Annotated in this window: 15 protein-coding genes; 5 read left to right on the forward strand and 10 right to left on the reverse strand. The window is 39.6% G+C overall.

Going from position 1 to position 13,556, the window contains the following annotated elements; translation table 11 throughout:
• Window positions 1–65: 65 nt before the first annotated feature.
• The 4 genes from astE to pheS form a co-directional block, all read right to left on the reverse strand.
• Window positions 66–1,109 (reverse strand): succinylglutamate desuccinylase, encoded by a 1,044-nt coding sequence (gene astE / locus C9J40_RS00390; RefSeq protein WP_107245331.1) that lies wholly within the window; start codon window positions 1,107–1,109, stop codon window positions 66–68.
• A gap of 203 nt (window positions 1,110–1,312) precedes the next feature.
• On the reverse strand, window positions 1,313–1,609 hold the full coding sequence (gene ihfA / locus C9J40_RS00395; protein WP_005367406.1) for an integration host factor subunit alpha: 297 nt from the start codon (window positions 1,607–1,609) through the stop codon (window positions 1,313–1,315).
• A 488-nt stretch (window positions 1,610–2,097) separates the two neighbouring features.
• Window positions 2,098–4,485, reverse strand: coding sequence for a phenylalanine--tRNA ligase subunit beta (gene pheT, locus C9J40_RS00400; protein ID WP_107245333.1), 2,388 nt, complete (start codon window positions 4,483–4,485; stop codon window positions 2,098–2,100).
• 20 nt (window positions 4,486–4,505) lie between these two features.
• Complete coding sequence (pheS, locus tag C9J40_RS00405) at window positions 4,506–5,489, reverse strand: phenylalanine--tRNA ligase subunit alpha (RefSeq protein WP_005367402.1); 984 nt, start codon at window positions 5,487–5,489, stop codon at window positions 4,506–4,508.
• Between the two features lie 746 nt (window positions 5,490–6,235).
• On the opposite strand from pheS, the gene C9J40_RS00410 reads away from it, so the two are divergent.
• The 3 genes from C9J40_RS00410 to C9J40_RS00420 all read left to right on the forward strand — a co-directional run bounded on the left by C9J40_RS00410 (window position 6,236) and on the right by C9J40_RS00420 (window position 7,348).
• Entirely contained in the window at window positions 6,236–6,481 is a 246-nt protein-coding gene (locus C9J40_RS00410; protein WP_107205855.1) for a phenylalanyl-tRNA synthetase subunit alpha, read from the forward strand.
• Window positions 6,482–6,626: 145 nt separating this feature from the next.
• Window positions 6,627–6,884 (forward strand): YiaA/YiaB family inner membrane protein, encoded by a 258-nt coding sequence (locus C9J40_RS00415; protein WP_107205854.1) that lies wholly within the window; start codon window positions 6,627–6,629, stop codon window positions 6,882–6,884.
• A 14-nt stretch (window positions 6,885–6,898) separates the two neighbouring features.
• Window positions 6,899–7,348 (forward strand): hypothetical protein, encoded by a 450-nt coding sequence (locus C9J40_RS00420; RefSeq protein WP_107205853.1) that lies wholly within the window; start codon window positions 6,899–6,901, stop codon window positions 7,346–7,348.
• Between the two features lie 99 nt (window positions 7,349–7,447).
• On the opposite strand, the gene rplT is transcribed toward C9J40_RS00420, so the two are convergent.
• The 5 genes from rplT to yqfB form a co-directional block, all read right to left on the reverse strand.
• Window positions 7,448–7,801 carry a 50S ribosomal protein L20 gene (gene rplT, locus C9J40_RS00425; protein WP_005367388.1) on the reverse strand — a complete coding sequence of 118 codons (354 nt, stop codon included), beginning with the start codon at window positions 7,799–7,801 and terminating at the stop codon, window positions 7,448–7,450.
• Window positions 7,802–7,845: 44 nt separating this feature from the next.
• The gene (gene rpmI, locus C9J40_RS00430; protein ID WP_005367387.1) at window positions 7,846–8,040 is read right to left on the reverse strand and encodes a 50S ribosomal protein L35; all 195 of its coding nucleotides are present in this window, start codon (window positions 8,038–8,040) and stop codon (window positions 7,846–7,848) included.
• A gap of 99 nt (window positions 8,041–8,139) precedes the next feature.
• Window positions 8,140–8,691, reverse strand: a complete 552-nt coding sequence (infC, locus tag C9J40_RS00435; RefSeq protein WP_107205852.1) for a translation initiation factor IF-3 — start codon at window positions 8,689–8,691, stop codon at window positions 8,140–8,142.
• A 3-nt stretch (window positions 8,692–8,694) separates the two neighbouring features.
• On the reverse strand, window positions 8,695–10,626 hold the full coding sequence (gene thrS, locus C9J40_RS00440) for a threonine--tRNA ligase (RefSeq protein WP_005367384.1): 1,932 nt from the start codon (window positions 10,624–10,626) through the stop codon (window positions 8,695–8,697).
• Between the two features lie 201 nt (window positions 10,627–10,827).
• The gene (gene yqfB / locus C9J40_RS00450; protein ID WP_107205850.1) at window positions 10,828–11,154 is read right to left on the reverse strand and encodes a N(4)-acetylcytidine aminohydrolase; all 327 of its coding nucleotides are present in this window, start codon (window positions 11,152–11,154) and stop codon (window positions 10,828–10,830) included.
• Window positions 11,155–11,512: 358 nt separating this feature from the next.
• On the opposite strand from yqfB, the gene C9J40_RS00455 reads away from it, so the two are divergent.
• On the forward strand, window positions 11,513–12,382 hold the full coding sequence (locus C9J40_RS00455) for a fructosamine kinase family protein (RefSeq protein ID WP_107205849.1): 870 nt from the start codon (window positions 11,513–11,515) through the stop codon (window positions 12,380–12,382).
• Window positions 12,383–12,612: 230 nt separating this feature from the next.
• Window positions 12,613–12,816, forward strand: a complete 204-nt coding sequence (locus C9J40_RS00460; protein WP_107245335.1) for a CPXCG motif-containing cysteine-rich protein — start codon at window positions 12,613–12,615, stop codon at window positions 12,814–12,816.
• A 61-nt stretch (window positions 12,817–12,877) separates the two neighbouring features.
• Here the strand turns inward: C9J40_RS00460 and C9J40_RS00465 are convergent, their stop codons facing one another.
• Window positions 12,878–13,486, reverse strand: a complete 609-nt coding sequence (locus tag C9J40_RS00465; RefSeq protein ID WP_107205847.1) for a riboflavin synthase subunit alpha — start codon at window positions 13,484–13,486, stop codon at window positions 12,878–12,880.
• Window positions 13,487–13,556 lie beyond the last annotated feature (70 nt).

A 13,556-nucleotide genomic window follows, 5' to 3' on the forward strand; every position in this document is an offset into this window, starting at 1 on the left:
CTACAACCTTCGTAAAAGAACAAAAGTATGAGATTGTAATAATGAAAAACATGATTTTTTAAAACTTATCCACATAACCGTATCTGCTCATCAAAGATGATATGTGCTTTTTTTACCATTAATGCTGCTCGTTGGCCTAAAGCTACATTCGCATTAGGAAAAACAACAGCCTCTCCTTTTTCATCCGCAATAAACTCTTGTTCTTTATCGCTACCTAAATAGGTGCCTTCTTCGAAAAATGTAAAATTTGGCAAGTCATTCGGAAAAGAGAAATTGAAATCGTCAGATTGCTTCAGCAGAGTGCGGCTAACGCGGTAGACCTCGACATCATTATTCCATGTAATAGGCAAGGAGCTTTCAGTCACCAACTTCATCATCGCTCTACTAAAATGCGCCAATAGCGCTAAATTGTTATTGCCAAAATCTGCAACTTTACCCAGTTCAATCGTCAGCGCTTGTGCGCCATGATATTCCGCACTAAACCAACTAAAAGTAGAAGAAGGATCGTTTGCCAATAACACCGCTTCTATTTTTGCATGCTGAATAAAACTAAACAGACTATTGCTACGTGATAACTTATGGCTATATGGACTAATCGCAAAGGTATAGTGTTCTGAGCGTCGAATTGCACAGTGAAGGTCAAGATGCCACTTTTCTGGTTGAATAGCTGTAGAAGAACCATAAAAGCTATTTACAGCCTCTTGCAGTTGATTTGCAATCGTACAGTCAATGTTCCTTTCTTGATTCCGAACTTTGAATAAACGATTCATATTTTCATCAATGAAGCGTGTTTTGTTATTAATAGCTTCAGGGTGAGCAATAATTAACAGTAACCGATGAACAGGTTCAATATGCCCAAGTAAAATACCTTCCGCTAACTGTTGTATTAATTCTATTGGCGCCGTTTCATTACCATGCACACCAGAAGATAAAACAATATCTTTTGCCGTACTTATTTGCTCTACCGGCGTGATTTGTAGTACACCACGCTGCAACAATTTACAATGAATACCAGATTCCAATATCCATTCGCCGACCGTGAATGGTAATGATAAATCACAAGTTGCCGATAAAAAACGGCCTTTTTTCACTTCATCAACAAACGTCATATTACCTCCATGTACATAAACGTTATGAAATACAATCGCCCAATAGCTTTAACCTCCAGTATAAAACACCAAACTTTAAACACAATAGCAACATAATGACAACCAACAGCCTCATGAAGGTTCACTTATCTCAGCAAGAGGTAATAAAAAACCCAAGAGAATAAATTCACTTGGGTTTCGATTTGACTAAGCGTTAAACGGGCTTATTTAGGTACTTCTAATGTTTCTACACGTGCTTTTAGTTTCTGACCTGGACGGAAAGTGACTACACGACGCGCAGAAATTGGAATATCTTCGCCAGTTTTCGGGTTACGCCCTGGTCTCTCGTTTTTGTCTCGTAAGTCAAAATTACCAAAACCAGACAGTTTTACTTGTTCGCCATTTTCTAGAGCCTTCCTAACTTCTTCAAAGAAGACTTCCACCGTATCCTTGGCGTCCCGTTTGCTTAATCCAACATTCTCAAACAGGTTCTCAGCCAAATCGGCTTTTGTGAGCGCCATAGATAACTCCCTCAAGACTATGTTGAATGTATAGTAACAACACTGGCATCATTCCAATTTGTTACTGTGAATAAGGTTACGTTAATAAGGCTAATAACACCTATAGTTGGTGCTTGAAGAGATTAACATCTCAACTTCCTTATCAACTAGAGTCAAGTCTAAGCCAACTTGCTGATTTCCGCCAACTTTTTTACGTAAACTTCACGTTAATTTCTTAATATATTTTTGCTTCACACACTTTCCATTGTGCAATCAGTTGAAATAAAAACAAAACAGACCAACAATAAAATCATTTAAAAACAAACAGTTATCATCTTATGTATTTTATAAAACATAGAAAAAGTAAAAAATATCTATTAATCAGAGTCTTATTAATTTTTTGGAGAAAGATCAAAAAAAAAGCAGCCGTTGCTGGCTGCTTTTAAAAAACAAGGAGTTAAACGCGTCAATATTTTGTAATTAACGCTATTAACTTTTATTGACGAGTCTTAGTCACGTAGTGATGCACCGAACTTTTCAGCAAGTGCAGCAACAATAGCTTCTACTGCTGATGCAATATCGGCTTCTTCTAATGTGCGCTCCGCTGATTGTAGCGTTAGTGCGATTGCAAGGCTCTTGTTACCTTCTTCAACGCCTTTACCCGTGTAAACGTCAAATAGGTTAACATCTGTCAGTAGCTCGCCACCGTTTTCACGACAAGCAGCAACAACATCACCAGCTAATACATCTTCGTTTACCACAACGGCGATATCACGACGGTTTGCAGGGAACTTAGATACAACTACCGCTTCAGGAAGCATACGAGTGTTAATTGCCGCCCACTCGATTTCAAACATGATTGTACGACCATTCAAACCGAACTTACGCTCTAGCTCTGGGTGTACAGTACCAATGAAACCAACTTCTTTGCCGTCAACAACGATTGCTGCTGATTGGCCAGGGTGAAGTGCTGGGTGTTTAGCGGCTTTGAAACTAAATGCTGCTTCATTAGCTGTTAGCTCAAGTACGGCTTCTACGTCACCTTTAAGATCAAAGAAATCTACAGTGTTAGTTGCAATATCCCAGTGCTCATCACTACGGTTACCTGCAATCACACCAGCAAGCATCATTTCTTGACGCATACCGTTTTCTGCTGATTGCTCAGGAACAAAACGTAAGCCCGCTTCAAATAGACGAACACGTGGTTGCTGACGCTTCTGGTTGAACACAACTGTATTTAGTAAGCCAGTCCACAAGCTTAAACGCATTGCTGACATATCTGCAGAAATTGGGAAAGGCAGAATCAATGGCTCAATTTCAGGCACGATAAGTTTTTGTTGCTCAGGCTCAACGAAGCTGTAAGTAATCGCTTCTTGGTAACCACGATCAACAAGCAGATCACGTACACGCTTAAGCGGAAGGTTCGCTTCTTTGTGTAAGTTCATGCTTAGTGCAGCAACTGGCGATTGATTTGGAATGTTGTTGTAGCCGAAGATACGACCCACTTCTTCCACTAAATCTTCTTCAATTGCCATGTCAAAACGCCACGCAGGTGCTGTTGCTTTCCAGCCAGCATCTGTAGTTTCAACGTCACAGCCTAGACGTGTTAGGATTTCAACCACTTCCTCAGAAGCAATTGAGTGGCCTAATAGACGGTCTAACTTAGTGCGACGAAGTTCAATCGTTGCAGCTTTTGGCAAATCAGCTTCTGATTCAGCTTCAACGATTGGCGCAACTTCACCACCACAAATTTCAACGATAAGTGCTGTTGCACGCTCCATCGCCTTCATTTGTAGTGTTGCATCAACACCACGCTCAAAGCGGTGTGAAGAATCAGTGTGTAGGCCATAGCTACGAGCACGACCACGGATAGCATCAGGAGCGAAGAATGCACACTCAAGTAGTACGTCTTTCGTCTCAGTGTTAACACCAGAGAACTCCCCACCGAAGATACCAGCAATCGCTAGTGCTTGCTTGTTATCAGCAATGACTAGGGTGTTGTCGTTAAGTTCAGCTTCGTTACCGTCAAGAAGTGTTAGTTTCTCACCTTGCTCTGCCATACGAACAACGATGCCACCGTCGATCTTAGCAAGATCGAATGCGTGCATTGGTTGACCCATTTCAAGCAATACGTAGTTAGTGATATCTACAATTGGATCAATTGAGCGTGTACCACAACGACGTAGTTTTTCTTGCATCCATAATGGTGTTTCAGCTTGAACATTAACATTACGAACAATACGACCAAGGTAACGTGGACATGCCGCAGGTGCTTTAACATCAATAGCAATAGTGTCAGCAGCTGTAGGTGCAACGATCTCAAATTGAGGCTCAGTGACTTCAGCACGGTTAAGTACGCCAACTTCACGAGCAAGACCTGCAATACTTAGACAGTCAGCACGGTTAGCAGTTAGATCAACGTCGATAGTAACATCGTCAAGACCTAGGAATTCACGGAAGTCAGTACCTAATACTGCATCCTCTGCAAGTTCCATGATGCCGTCAGATTCAACATCAATACCTAGCTCAGTGAATGAACAAAGCATACCGTGAGAAGGTTGACCGCGTAGTTTTGCTTTCTTAATTTTAAAATCACCAGGAAGCACAGCACCAACCGTTGCAACCGCAACCTTGATACCTTGACGGCAGTTAGATGCGCCACAAACGATGTCTAGAAGCTCTTCAGCACCTACATCCACTTTTGTAACACGAAGTTTATCTGCGTCTGGGTGTTGTGCACACTCAACCACTTGACCCACTTTAACGCCAGTGAATTCACCAGCAACTGCTTCAATACCGTCAACTTCCAGACCAGCCATTGTGATCTGGTGAGCTAGCTCTTCGCTGTTTACTGCAGGATTAACCCACTCGCGTAGCCAAGATTCAGAGAATTTCATAGATTTCTAGCCCCTAGTGCTTACTTAAACTGTTTTAGGAAACGTAAGTCGTTCTCAAAGAACGCACGTAAATCGTTAACGCCGTAACGAAGCATAGTTAGACGCTCAACGCCCATACCAAATGCAAAGCCTGAGTATTTCTCAGGATCGATGTTAACTGAACGTAGAACATTAGGGTGTACCATGCCGCAGCCTAATACTTCTAACCACTTACCATTCTTGCCTTTTACATCAACCTCAGCTGAAGGCTCTGTAAATGGGAAGAACGAAGGACGGAAACGTACTTCAACTTCTTCTTCAAAGAAATTACAAAGGAAATCGTGAAGAATACCTTTTAGTTGCGCAAAGTTTACGTTTTCATCAACTAACATACCTTCCACTTGGTGGAACATTGGTGTGTGAGTTTGATCGTAGTCATTACGGTAAACACGACCAGGAGCAATGAAACGGAATGGCGGTTGACCATTTTCCATTGTACGGATCTGAACACCTGATGTGTGCGTACGTAGCATTAGATCTGGGTTAAAGAAGAACGTATCGTGGTCGGTACGTGCTGGATGATCTTCAGCAATATTTAGCGCATCGAAGTTGTGGAAAGCATCTTCGATTTCAGGGCCAGCTTCAGTTGTAAAACCAAGCTCACCAAAGAAACTTTCAATACGCTCAATGGTACGTGTTACTGGGTGTAAGCCACCATTTTCAATACGACGACCAGGCAGAGAAACATCGATAGTCTCAGCCGCAAGCTTAGCTTCAAGCTCTGCACGTTGTAGGCCATCTTTACGCTCTACAAGGAGTGTTTGCACTGCTTGTTTCGCTTTGTTGATCTCTTGACCAGCAGTACGACGTTCTTCTGGTGGTAATTTACCTAGGGCTTGAAGTTGAAGAGTTAAGTGACCCTTCTTACCTAGGAATTGAACTCGGACTTCGTCCAGAGCGACTAATGAATCAGCCTGCTCAATAGCTGCCGTTGCGTTGGCAATAATCTCGTCTAGATGTTGCATCGTATCCTCATCCACCCACAGGTGGCGTCCTTAAGGGAGATATAAAATCGCGTATTGATACATACTAAAGAAAGCAGCGTCTAAATCCAAATTGAATCGTACTAAAAGCGCAAGTTTGGACGAAAAAAAAACGTCTTTATCAGTTGAACGGCAAAAATTGAGGATTTCAATCAATTAGCGCCTAACAATAAGAAAATCATTACATTGTATGAGCATTCCTATTTATCATTTTTTTACCTATCAAACTTTCTCTACTGAGAGTAATTTTATTACGTCTTTTTTGAGGGAATAACAGTGGACATTAAAGATTTCACAGCACTATTAAAAATCTTAAGAGTCACATTACTGCTTTGTATTGCCCTCATAATCATGGCCAATATGGGTATGTTCTCTAGCATGCCTATTATGGTTTAAGAACCGTTAATAACTCAGTTTTATATCGACTATATACATGTGCTGTATTACTTTGCTTTTAATGGTTTATTTGTGGGATTTCTCATCTCTTTATTAATGAGTTTTAAACACACTAAAACACAGACCAAAAACTATATTCAGCAACATTGAGACCCTTTTATTTGTTAAATAAAAGCCAAAATTGATAACAAAATATCAATATAGATACGCAATCATTATCGTCGCTTTTTTTATACTTCTGACGATAAATAGTGAAATTAATTATCAAACCTGTTTTAAAATTACATTTTTCAGTGTAAATTATGATCAAAATCAAAGTTAGGAAGTCTCTGATGAACAATAAAGATCTAGCTGCACTATTAAAAATATCAACAATTGCAATGATCCTTTGCACCGCATTACTTGCTCTTGGTAACTACGGCCTAGCGCATTCAATGCCTATTAACTCAGCTGCAGGATTTAACATTGTTAACCTTGTATTCTTCATTGGTCTTAACGCTCTTTTAGTTCCATTCCTTGCGTTTCTATTTAAAACTCGTGCTCGCGCAAACAAGCAGCGTCGTATGATTAAAGCATAAGTTTTATTTTCTTTAATTTTTAAACCAGCACCTCTTTCTAAAGTGCTGGTTTTTTTATATCTGATAAAAATAAAATACACTGTTGAATTATTTAGCAATATCACATATCATAATCGAACACTGTTTTATTTAATTAGGATATAACATGAAAAAACAAGATAACTATTGGTTAACGTATGCTAAGGCTACTTTTGTCATTGCGACCATCGCAATGATCATTAGTATCGTCAAATTACCGGGCGATTTAATCGTGAAAGGCTATTACAGTATTTGTAGCTTATTTCTTGTCAGTGCAACGATCACTTTAAGTAAAGCTATTCGTGATGAATCTGAATCAAATCGTTTAATCAATCGAATAGAAGAAGCGAAAACAGCTAAATTACTTAATGAGCTCGATGAATAACATAGCTATCAGCCATGACGAATATTTCCTTCAAATACCTCTACTTTCAATATTCGCAATTAAAACAAGTCATAACAACATTGGAAGTAAAGAAGAGTCAGTTGCTTGAGGATGAAAAATGCCTCAAGCAGCAACTTACCGATGCTGATCAACATTTCTTAATGCTTATTAACAATCCACTACCAGAGCCTCACCCTTCTAGACCAAGAATATTAAAAGATAACCCTCAATTAAAACCTAAATGCACAAAGCCTATTCACCATGCTTTATTTGCATTAAGTAAACAGCAACAACAATTAAACAAAGATCTCATCAAACGACAAAAATATAAGGAGAAGACTAAACGTCTTTTAATTCTTTTTAAAAAAGCAATATCTAATGAAGCTTACTTAGATATGGAGCATAGAATGCAAATAGAACAATTGAGTTTACAGTTAGAGCTATTACTTGCAAGCCATCTATAAATCAATAGAGAAGTGAATATTTAGAAGAAATAAGTATGATATACAACGAAAAAAGGAGAGCCGAGGCTCTCCTTTTAACTTAAAAACTAAACTGAGAAATTACAGTGCAGCTTTTGCCTTTTCCACAAGAACAGTGAAAGTAGCTTTGTCGAATACAGCGATATCTGCAAGGATCTTACGATCGATTTCGATAGATGCTTTCTTCAGACCGTTGATTAGACGGCTGTAAGACATACCATTTTGACGTGCAGCAGCGTTGATACGTGCAATCCAAAGTTGACGGAAAGTACGTTTCTTCTGACGACGGTCACGGTAAGCGTATTGACCAGCTTTAGTAACAGCTTGGAAAGCTACGCGGTAAACACGTGAACGTGCACCGTAATAGCCTTTAGCTTGTTTAAGAACTTTCTTGTGACGTGCACGCGCTTGTACACCACGTTTTACGCGAGGCATAGGAGACTCCTAACTAAAATAATAAAATATAAAACTAAAAACGATTAAGCGAACGGAAGCATACGAGCAACTGCAGCCACTTCACACTTAGGAAGGATTGCATTTGGACGAAGCTGACGTTTGTTCTTAGTAGTACGTTTAGTCAGGATGTGACGCTTAGTAGCGTGCTTAAACTTAAAGCCACCAGCTGTTTTTTTGAAGCGCTTAGCTGCGCCACGATTTGTTTTCATCTTTGGCATGAGATGATAACTCCGCATTGTTGATAGTTAATAATCACAGTAATAGGGCGAACAAAAAGCGCTGCTTAAGCAGCGCTTTTAGCTACTTGAATGCCTTTATTACTTCTTCTTTGGGGCAAGCATCATGGTCATTTGACGACCTTCTACTCGATTAGGGAAGCTTTCACAAACCGCGATTTCTTCAAGCTCACTCTTAATACGATTTAGAAGTTCAATACCAATGCCTTGGTGGGCCATTTCACGACCACGGAAACGTAGCGTTACTTTACCCTTGTTGCCCTCTTCTAAAAAGCGAGTCAGGTTGCGTAGTTTTACCTGATAGTCGCCTTCGTCTGTACCAGGTCGGAATTTAACTTCCTTGATCTGGATTTGTTTCTGGTTTTTCTTTTGCTCTTTAGCAGCCTTGCTCTTCTCGAACAGGTACTTGCCATAGTCCATCACACGACAAACTGGTGGCTCGGCATTAGGGCTAATTTCAACTAGATCCACACCAGCGTCTAGAGCAACTTCCATTGCTTCATCAAGTGAAACAACACCAACTGATTCGCCATCAAGGCCAGTCAGGCGAACTTCACGTACGCCACGAATTTCTTCATTTAGACGATGCGCGTTTTGCTTAACTGGTGCTTGGGTTCTTTTTCCGCCTTTAATACCTTATTCCTCCACAATATTGAGCTTACGACTGCTAATTTCTTCTTGCATAAATGCAACAAGTTCATCAATCTTGAATTTACCCAAATCTTTACCCTTGCGAGTACGAACTGCTACAACGCCTGCTTCGACTTCTTTGTCGCCACAAACCAGCATGAAAGGCACTCGCTTCAAAGTATGTTCGCGGATTTTAAAGCCAATCTTCTCATTTCTCAAGTCCGCATTGACTCTAATTCCACATTTTTTCAATTTTTCTACAATTTCTTGCACATATTCTGACTGAGCATCAGTAATATTCATCACTACAGCTTGTTGAGGCGCTAACCATGTTGGGAAGAAGCCTGCATAATCTTCGATAAGAATACCGATGAAACGCTCTAGTGAGCCAAGAATTGCACGGTGAATCATAACCGGTGTGTGACGTTCATTATCTTCACCTACATAAGTAGCGCCTAAACGCTCTGGTAATGCAAAATCTAGCTGAACGGTGCCACACTGCCATGCGCGATCAAGGCAATCGTGAAGAGTGAACTCGATCTTAGGACCGTAGAACGCACCCTCACCTTCTTGAATTTCAAATGGAATTTCCATTGATTCAAGCGCGGTAATTAAGTCTGATTCAGCTTTATCCCACATTGCATCAGAACCTACACGTTTTTCAGGACGTGTTGATAATTTAACAACAATGTTGTCGAAACCGAATGTCTTGTAAGTATCATACACCATTTCGATGCAAGATGTAACTTCTTGTTGTACTTGAGCTTCTGTACAGAAAATATGCGCATCATCTTGGGTGAAACCACGTACACGCATAATGCCGTGAAGTGAACCTGATGGTTCGTTACGGTGACATGAGCCAAACTCAGCCATACGCAATGGAAGATCACGGTATGATTTCAGACCTTGATTAAAGATCTGTACGTGACCTGGGCAGTTCATTGGCTTGATAGCGTATTCACGGTTCTCAGAACTTGTTGTGAACATCGCATCTGCGTACTTATCCCAGTGACCAGAACGTTCCCAAAGCACACGATCCATCATTAGAGGACCTTTAACTTCTTGGTAATCGTATTCATTTAGTTTTTCACGAATGAATACTTCTAGCTCACGGAAGATAGTCCAACCGTTGTGATGCCAGAACACCATACCCGGTGCCTCTTGCTGCATATGGAACAGATCAAGTTGCTTGCCGATTTTACGGTGATCACGCTTAGCCGCTTCTTCTAAACGAGTAAGGTGTGCTTTTAATGCTTTTTTATCGTGGAATGCAGTACCGTAGATACGTTGAAGCATCTTATTGTCGCTATTACCACGCCAGTATGCACCCGCAACGCTTAATAGTTTGAAGTTTTGACAAAAGCCCATGTGAGGTACGTGTGGACCACGACACATATCAATGTATTCTTCGTGGTGGTAAAGACCTGGACGGTCATCACGCGCTACGTTCTCATCAAGAATTTCAATTTTGTAAGTTTCGCCGCGAGCATCAAATGCATCACGTGCTTCTTGCCAGCTTACTTTTTTCTTAACAACCTGGTATTTGGTTTTAGCAAGCTCAACCATGCGCTTCTCAATCACTTCAAGATCTTCTTGAGTTAGTGATTGCTCTAAGTCGATATCGTAGTAGAAACCGTTATCGATTGTAGGACCAATAGCCATTTTCGCATCTGGGTAAAGCTGCTTAATTGCATGGCCTAATAGGTGAGCACATGAGTGACGTACAATCTCCAAACCATCGACTTCATCTTTTGCAGTGATGATTTCAAGGCTTGCGTCGTTTTCAATTAGATCACATGCATCTACGCGTACACCATCAACACGCCCTGCGATCGTTGCTTTAGCAAGACCAGGACCGATTGAAAGTGCCACGTCCATAGTTGATACAGGCGCGTCGAATTGACGTTGACTACCGTCAGGAAGAGTAATTACAGGCATGAATAATGTCCTTTAACAGTGGTGCCACACACCAAGTAGCACATGTTGAATTTATAAAGCTTTCAGAAGCTTTTACGAATAAAAAACGCCTTACTTTCGATACCGCAATACTGAGCGGCACACTAAAAGAAAAGCGAGGCTGTACTATAGCAAACGGATTAAAAGGATTGCAAAGAATCCTCTTAAATTAATAACAATAATTTAGTCAACGAGGGTGTAACTAACAACGTACAGTTTTTCTATCCCAGGATAGATATCTTGTATAACGCTTTTAAGCACATCGAGTGTCATATTTTCTTGTTTAGCATGAAAATCATTTAGTTCAGAAAACAAGATAGGCTCTACCCTATCGATTTGTAAGGTACAAAATTCACGGCCATCTTCAAATGTGGAGACTTTTACTTGTGAACCTGGAACATAATGACTTTCAGACTCATCACGAATAGTGATTGTCTTTTTTCCTGAAAGAATATCGGCTTCAAAACGTTCAAAAAATGTCATGTCTGTTGGTATGATTTTCTGGTTCATATTTTATATCTTTTCCTAAAAGTAATGTGCTGTAGATTACCTGCATTCTCAACGTGAATACATTTTGTTTTGTAAGTATCTTTATCAATTAGTGTCTAATTACTTTTTATTGAATCGCCATCTAAGATTTACGCATATTTTTACGATGTGATTATTTTTTATTTAAAAAAGAAGAACATATATTTTATGCGGTGGTTTATTTTAATACTTTGTTTTTGTTGTTCTTTCTATCGTCTGAATTCTAAGTTTTTAAAAACAGTAACTAAAATCACACTGAGTTCACATTTCTTCACTCGATATATAGTCTAAGATGTTGATAGACAAGTTGTATACATAAGTTTCAGTGCGGAGGATGATTATGTGGCAAGCCATTTCTCACCAACTGTCAGATGTACTAGGTCGACCATTTAAGATTATTGAGCGACAAACGCTTGAAGGGGGCGATGTCAATGAATGCTATTGCGTTAGCGATGGTGATCAACGTTTTTTTCTCAAACTCAATGATAAAGAACAGCTCGTTGTCTTTGAAACTGAATCAGAAAGTTTACGTATTCTTAATGAAGCCAATTGTGTTCAAGTACCTCAGTATATCCATGTTGGTACATGCCGCGATAAATCCTTCCTCACACTGAATTATTTACCAACAAAAAAAGTCGATGATAATGCTGGTTATCAATTAGGTCAGCAATTAGCAAAACTGCATTTATGGGGTGAGCAAGCTGAATACGGTTTTGATTTTGATAATTATGTTGGTTTAACGCCACAACCTAACCGTTGGCATCGCCGGTGGTGTCGTTTTTTTGCAGAGCAACGTATCGCATGGCAATTACAACTATGTGAAGAAAGAGGCATTATATTTGGTAATATTGACATTATTACTAGCAATGTCATTAAACACTTAGTTAACCACCAGCCGAAACCTTCTTTATTACATGGCGATTTATGGCATGGCAATACTGCTCTAACTGTATCTGGCCCAATTATTTTTGATCCCGCCACATACTGGGGGGATCGCGAATGTGATATTGCTATGACAGAACTGTTCGGTGGTTTCCCAAACAGCTTTTATAAGGGTTACAATTCAGTCTATCCTCTTCCCCCCGAGTATCAAGAGCGTAAAGAGCTTTATAACCTTTATCATATTCTTAATCACTGCATACTCTTTGGTGGCGAATATATGGGCCAAGCTGAATACATTATAGCCAAGCTTAATCTATTAGATGAGTAATTAAATTCTATGTATGTGTCGACGTAAGGTATGTATAAGCTTTTGCATATCTTTCGTCGTACATTAGTTTTCATTGATAGCTATTATCACCACAGTAAAATAAGTTTACCTGCAAACGCTTTTGCCAGCGTCTAGGCTATCAATAGTATTTTTAGTTATAGCGAATATTATCAACATAACCTAAATTAAATTTGCTGCTGATAACTGACTGCGAGTGAAGGAGTGCAATAATGAAAAACTATTCAGAACAAAGCGTTACCTGTCCCCATTGTGGACAAATCATACGCATTGAATTAGATGCAAGCGCTGGTAGCCAAGAGTTTTATGATGATTGCTCTGCATGCTGTAATCCGATTCATATCAATATGCAGGTTGATGATCTCCACAAAACCATTAATTTATTTATCGATGCTGATGACGAGCAAATTTTTTAATACTAATTCCATGATCAATTAACTAGACCAGTTACGCTAAGCGGTCTAGTTAATCTCTCGTTTATGATTTTGCTGCCATTACACGCTCAACAGTATCAACTATCGCTTGGGTTTGAGGATCTATTTCAATATTAATCACATCACCAATAACACGACTTTTTAAATTTGTACGCTGTAATGTTTCAGGGATTAAATTCACATTGAAACGATTTTCGACCACATCACCTATGGTGAGGCTTATACCATCAATCCCTATATAGCCTTTAGTGAATACATACTTCATCTGTGCTTGCGGTAAAGTAAACCAGATCTGGTGATTATTTTCTGATGTAACAACATTAGATACTTCTGCTGTACACATAATATGTCCAGACATAGAGTGCCCACCGATTTCATCGCCAAACTTTGCTGCACGCTCAACATTGACGACATCACCTTCTTTAACTAAACCAAGATTAGTGATATTTAGTGTCTCTTGCATCAAATCAAATGACCACAAATCATCATTAATCTCCGCCACTGTCAGACAACAGCCGTTGTGAGCAACCGAAGCCCCTAGCTCTACATTACTTAATAAATTAGCAGGCATACGTATTACGTGAGTTTGAAAATCTTGTTTCTTACTAATCGAAATAATTTCTGCTGTTCCCTGTACAATTCCCGTAAACATAACGCTCCTAACTGAGTTAATAATTAACTTAGGCTGTTAATCAGTATCTTGATTTTATAGCTCTTTTTTA

Origin of the sequence: Photobacterium sp. GB-72 (assembly GCF_003026095.1) — a bacterium.
Classification (GTDB): domain Bacteria; phylum Pseudomonadota; class Gammaproteobacteria; order Enterobacterales; family Vibrionaceae; genus Photobacterium.

What these genes read in the sequence shown, in the direction of transcription:
- rplT (WP_005367388.1), bottom strand. Translation starts at nt 7,801, where the DNA reads ATGCCTCGCGTAAAACGTGGTGTACAAGCGCGTGCACGTCACAAGAAA.
- pheT (WP_107245333.1), bottom strand. Translation starts at nt 4,485, where the DNA reads ATGAAATTCTCTGAATCTTGGCTACGCGAGTGGGTTAATCCTGCAGTA.
- C9J40_RS00420 (WP_107205853.1), top strand. Translation starts at nt 6,899, where the DNA reads ATGACGAATATTTCCTTCAAATACCTCTACTTTCAATATTCGCAATTA.
- C9J40_RS00410 (WP_107205855.1), top strand. Translation starts at nt 6,236, where the DNA reads ATGAACAATAAAGATCTAGCTGCACTATTAAAAATATCAACAATTGCA.
- yqfB (WP_107205850.1), bottom strand. Translation starts at nt 11,154, where the DNA reads ATGAACCAGAAAATCATACCAACAGACATGACATTTTTTGAACGTTTT.
- thrS (WP_005367384.1), bottom strand. Translation starts at nt 10,626, where the DNA reads ATGCCTGTAATTACTCTTCCTGACGGTAGTCAACGTCAATTCGACGCG.
- ihfA (WP_005367406.1), bottom strand. Translation starts at nt 1,609, where the DNA reads ATGGCGCTCACAAAAGCCGATTTGGCTGAGAACCTGTTTGAGAATGTT.
- rpmI (WP_005367387.1), bottom strand. Translation starts at nt 8,040, where the DNA reads ATGCCAAAGATGAAAACAAATCGTGGCGCAGCTAAGCGCTTCAAAAAA.
- pheS (WP_005367402.1), bottom strand. Translation starts at nt 5,489, where the DNA reads ATGCAACATCTAGACGAGATTATTGCCAACGCAACGGCAGCTATTGAG.
- astE (WP_107245331.1), bottom strand. Translation starts at nt 1,109, where the DNA reads ATGACGTTTGTTGATGAAGTGAAAAAAGGCCGTTTTTTATCGGCAACT.
- C9J40_RS00465 (WP_107205847.1), bottom strand. Translation starts at nt 13,486, where the DNA reads ATGTTTACGGGAATTGTACAGGGAACAGCAGAAATTATTTCGATTAGT.
- C9J40_RS00415 (WP_107205854.1), top strand. Translation starts at nt 6,627, where the DNA reads ATGAAAAAACAAGATAACTATTGGTTAACGTATGCTAAGGCTACTTTT.
- C9J40_RS00455 (WP_107205849.1), top strand. Translation starts at nt 11,513, where the DNA reads ATGTGGCAAGCCATTTCTCACCAACTGTCAGATGTACTAGGTCGACCA.
- C9J40_RS00460 (WP_107245335.1), top strand. Translation starts at nt 12,613, where the DNA reads ATGAAAAACTATTCAGAACAAAGCGTTACCTGTCCCCATTGTGGACAA.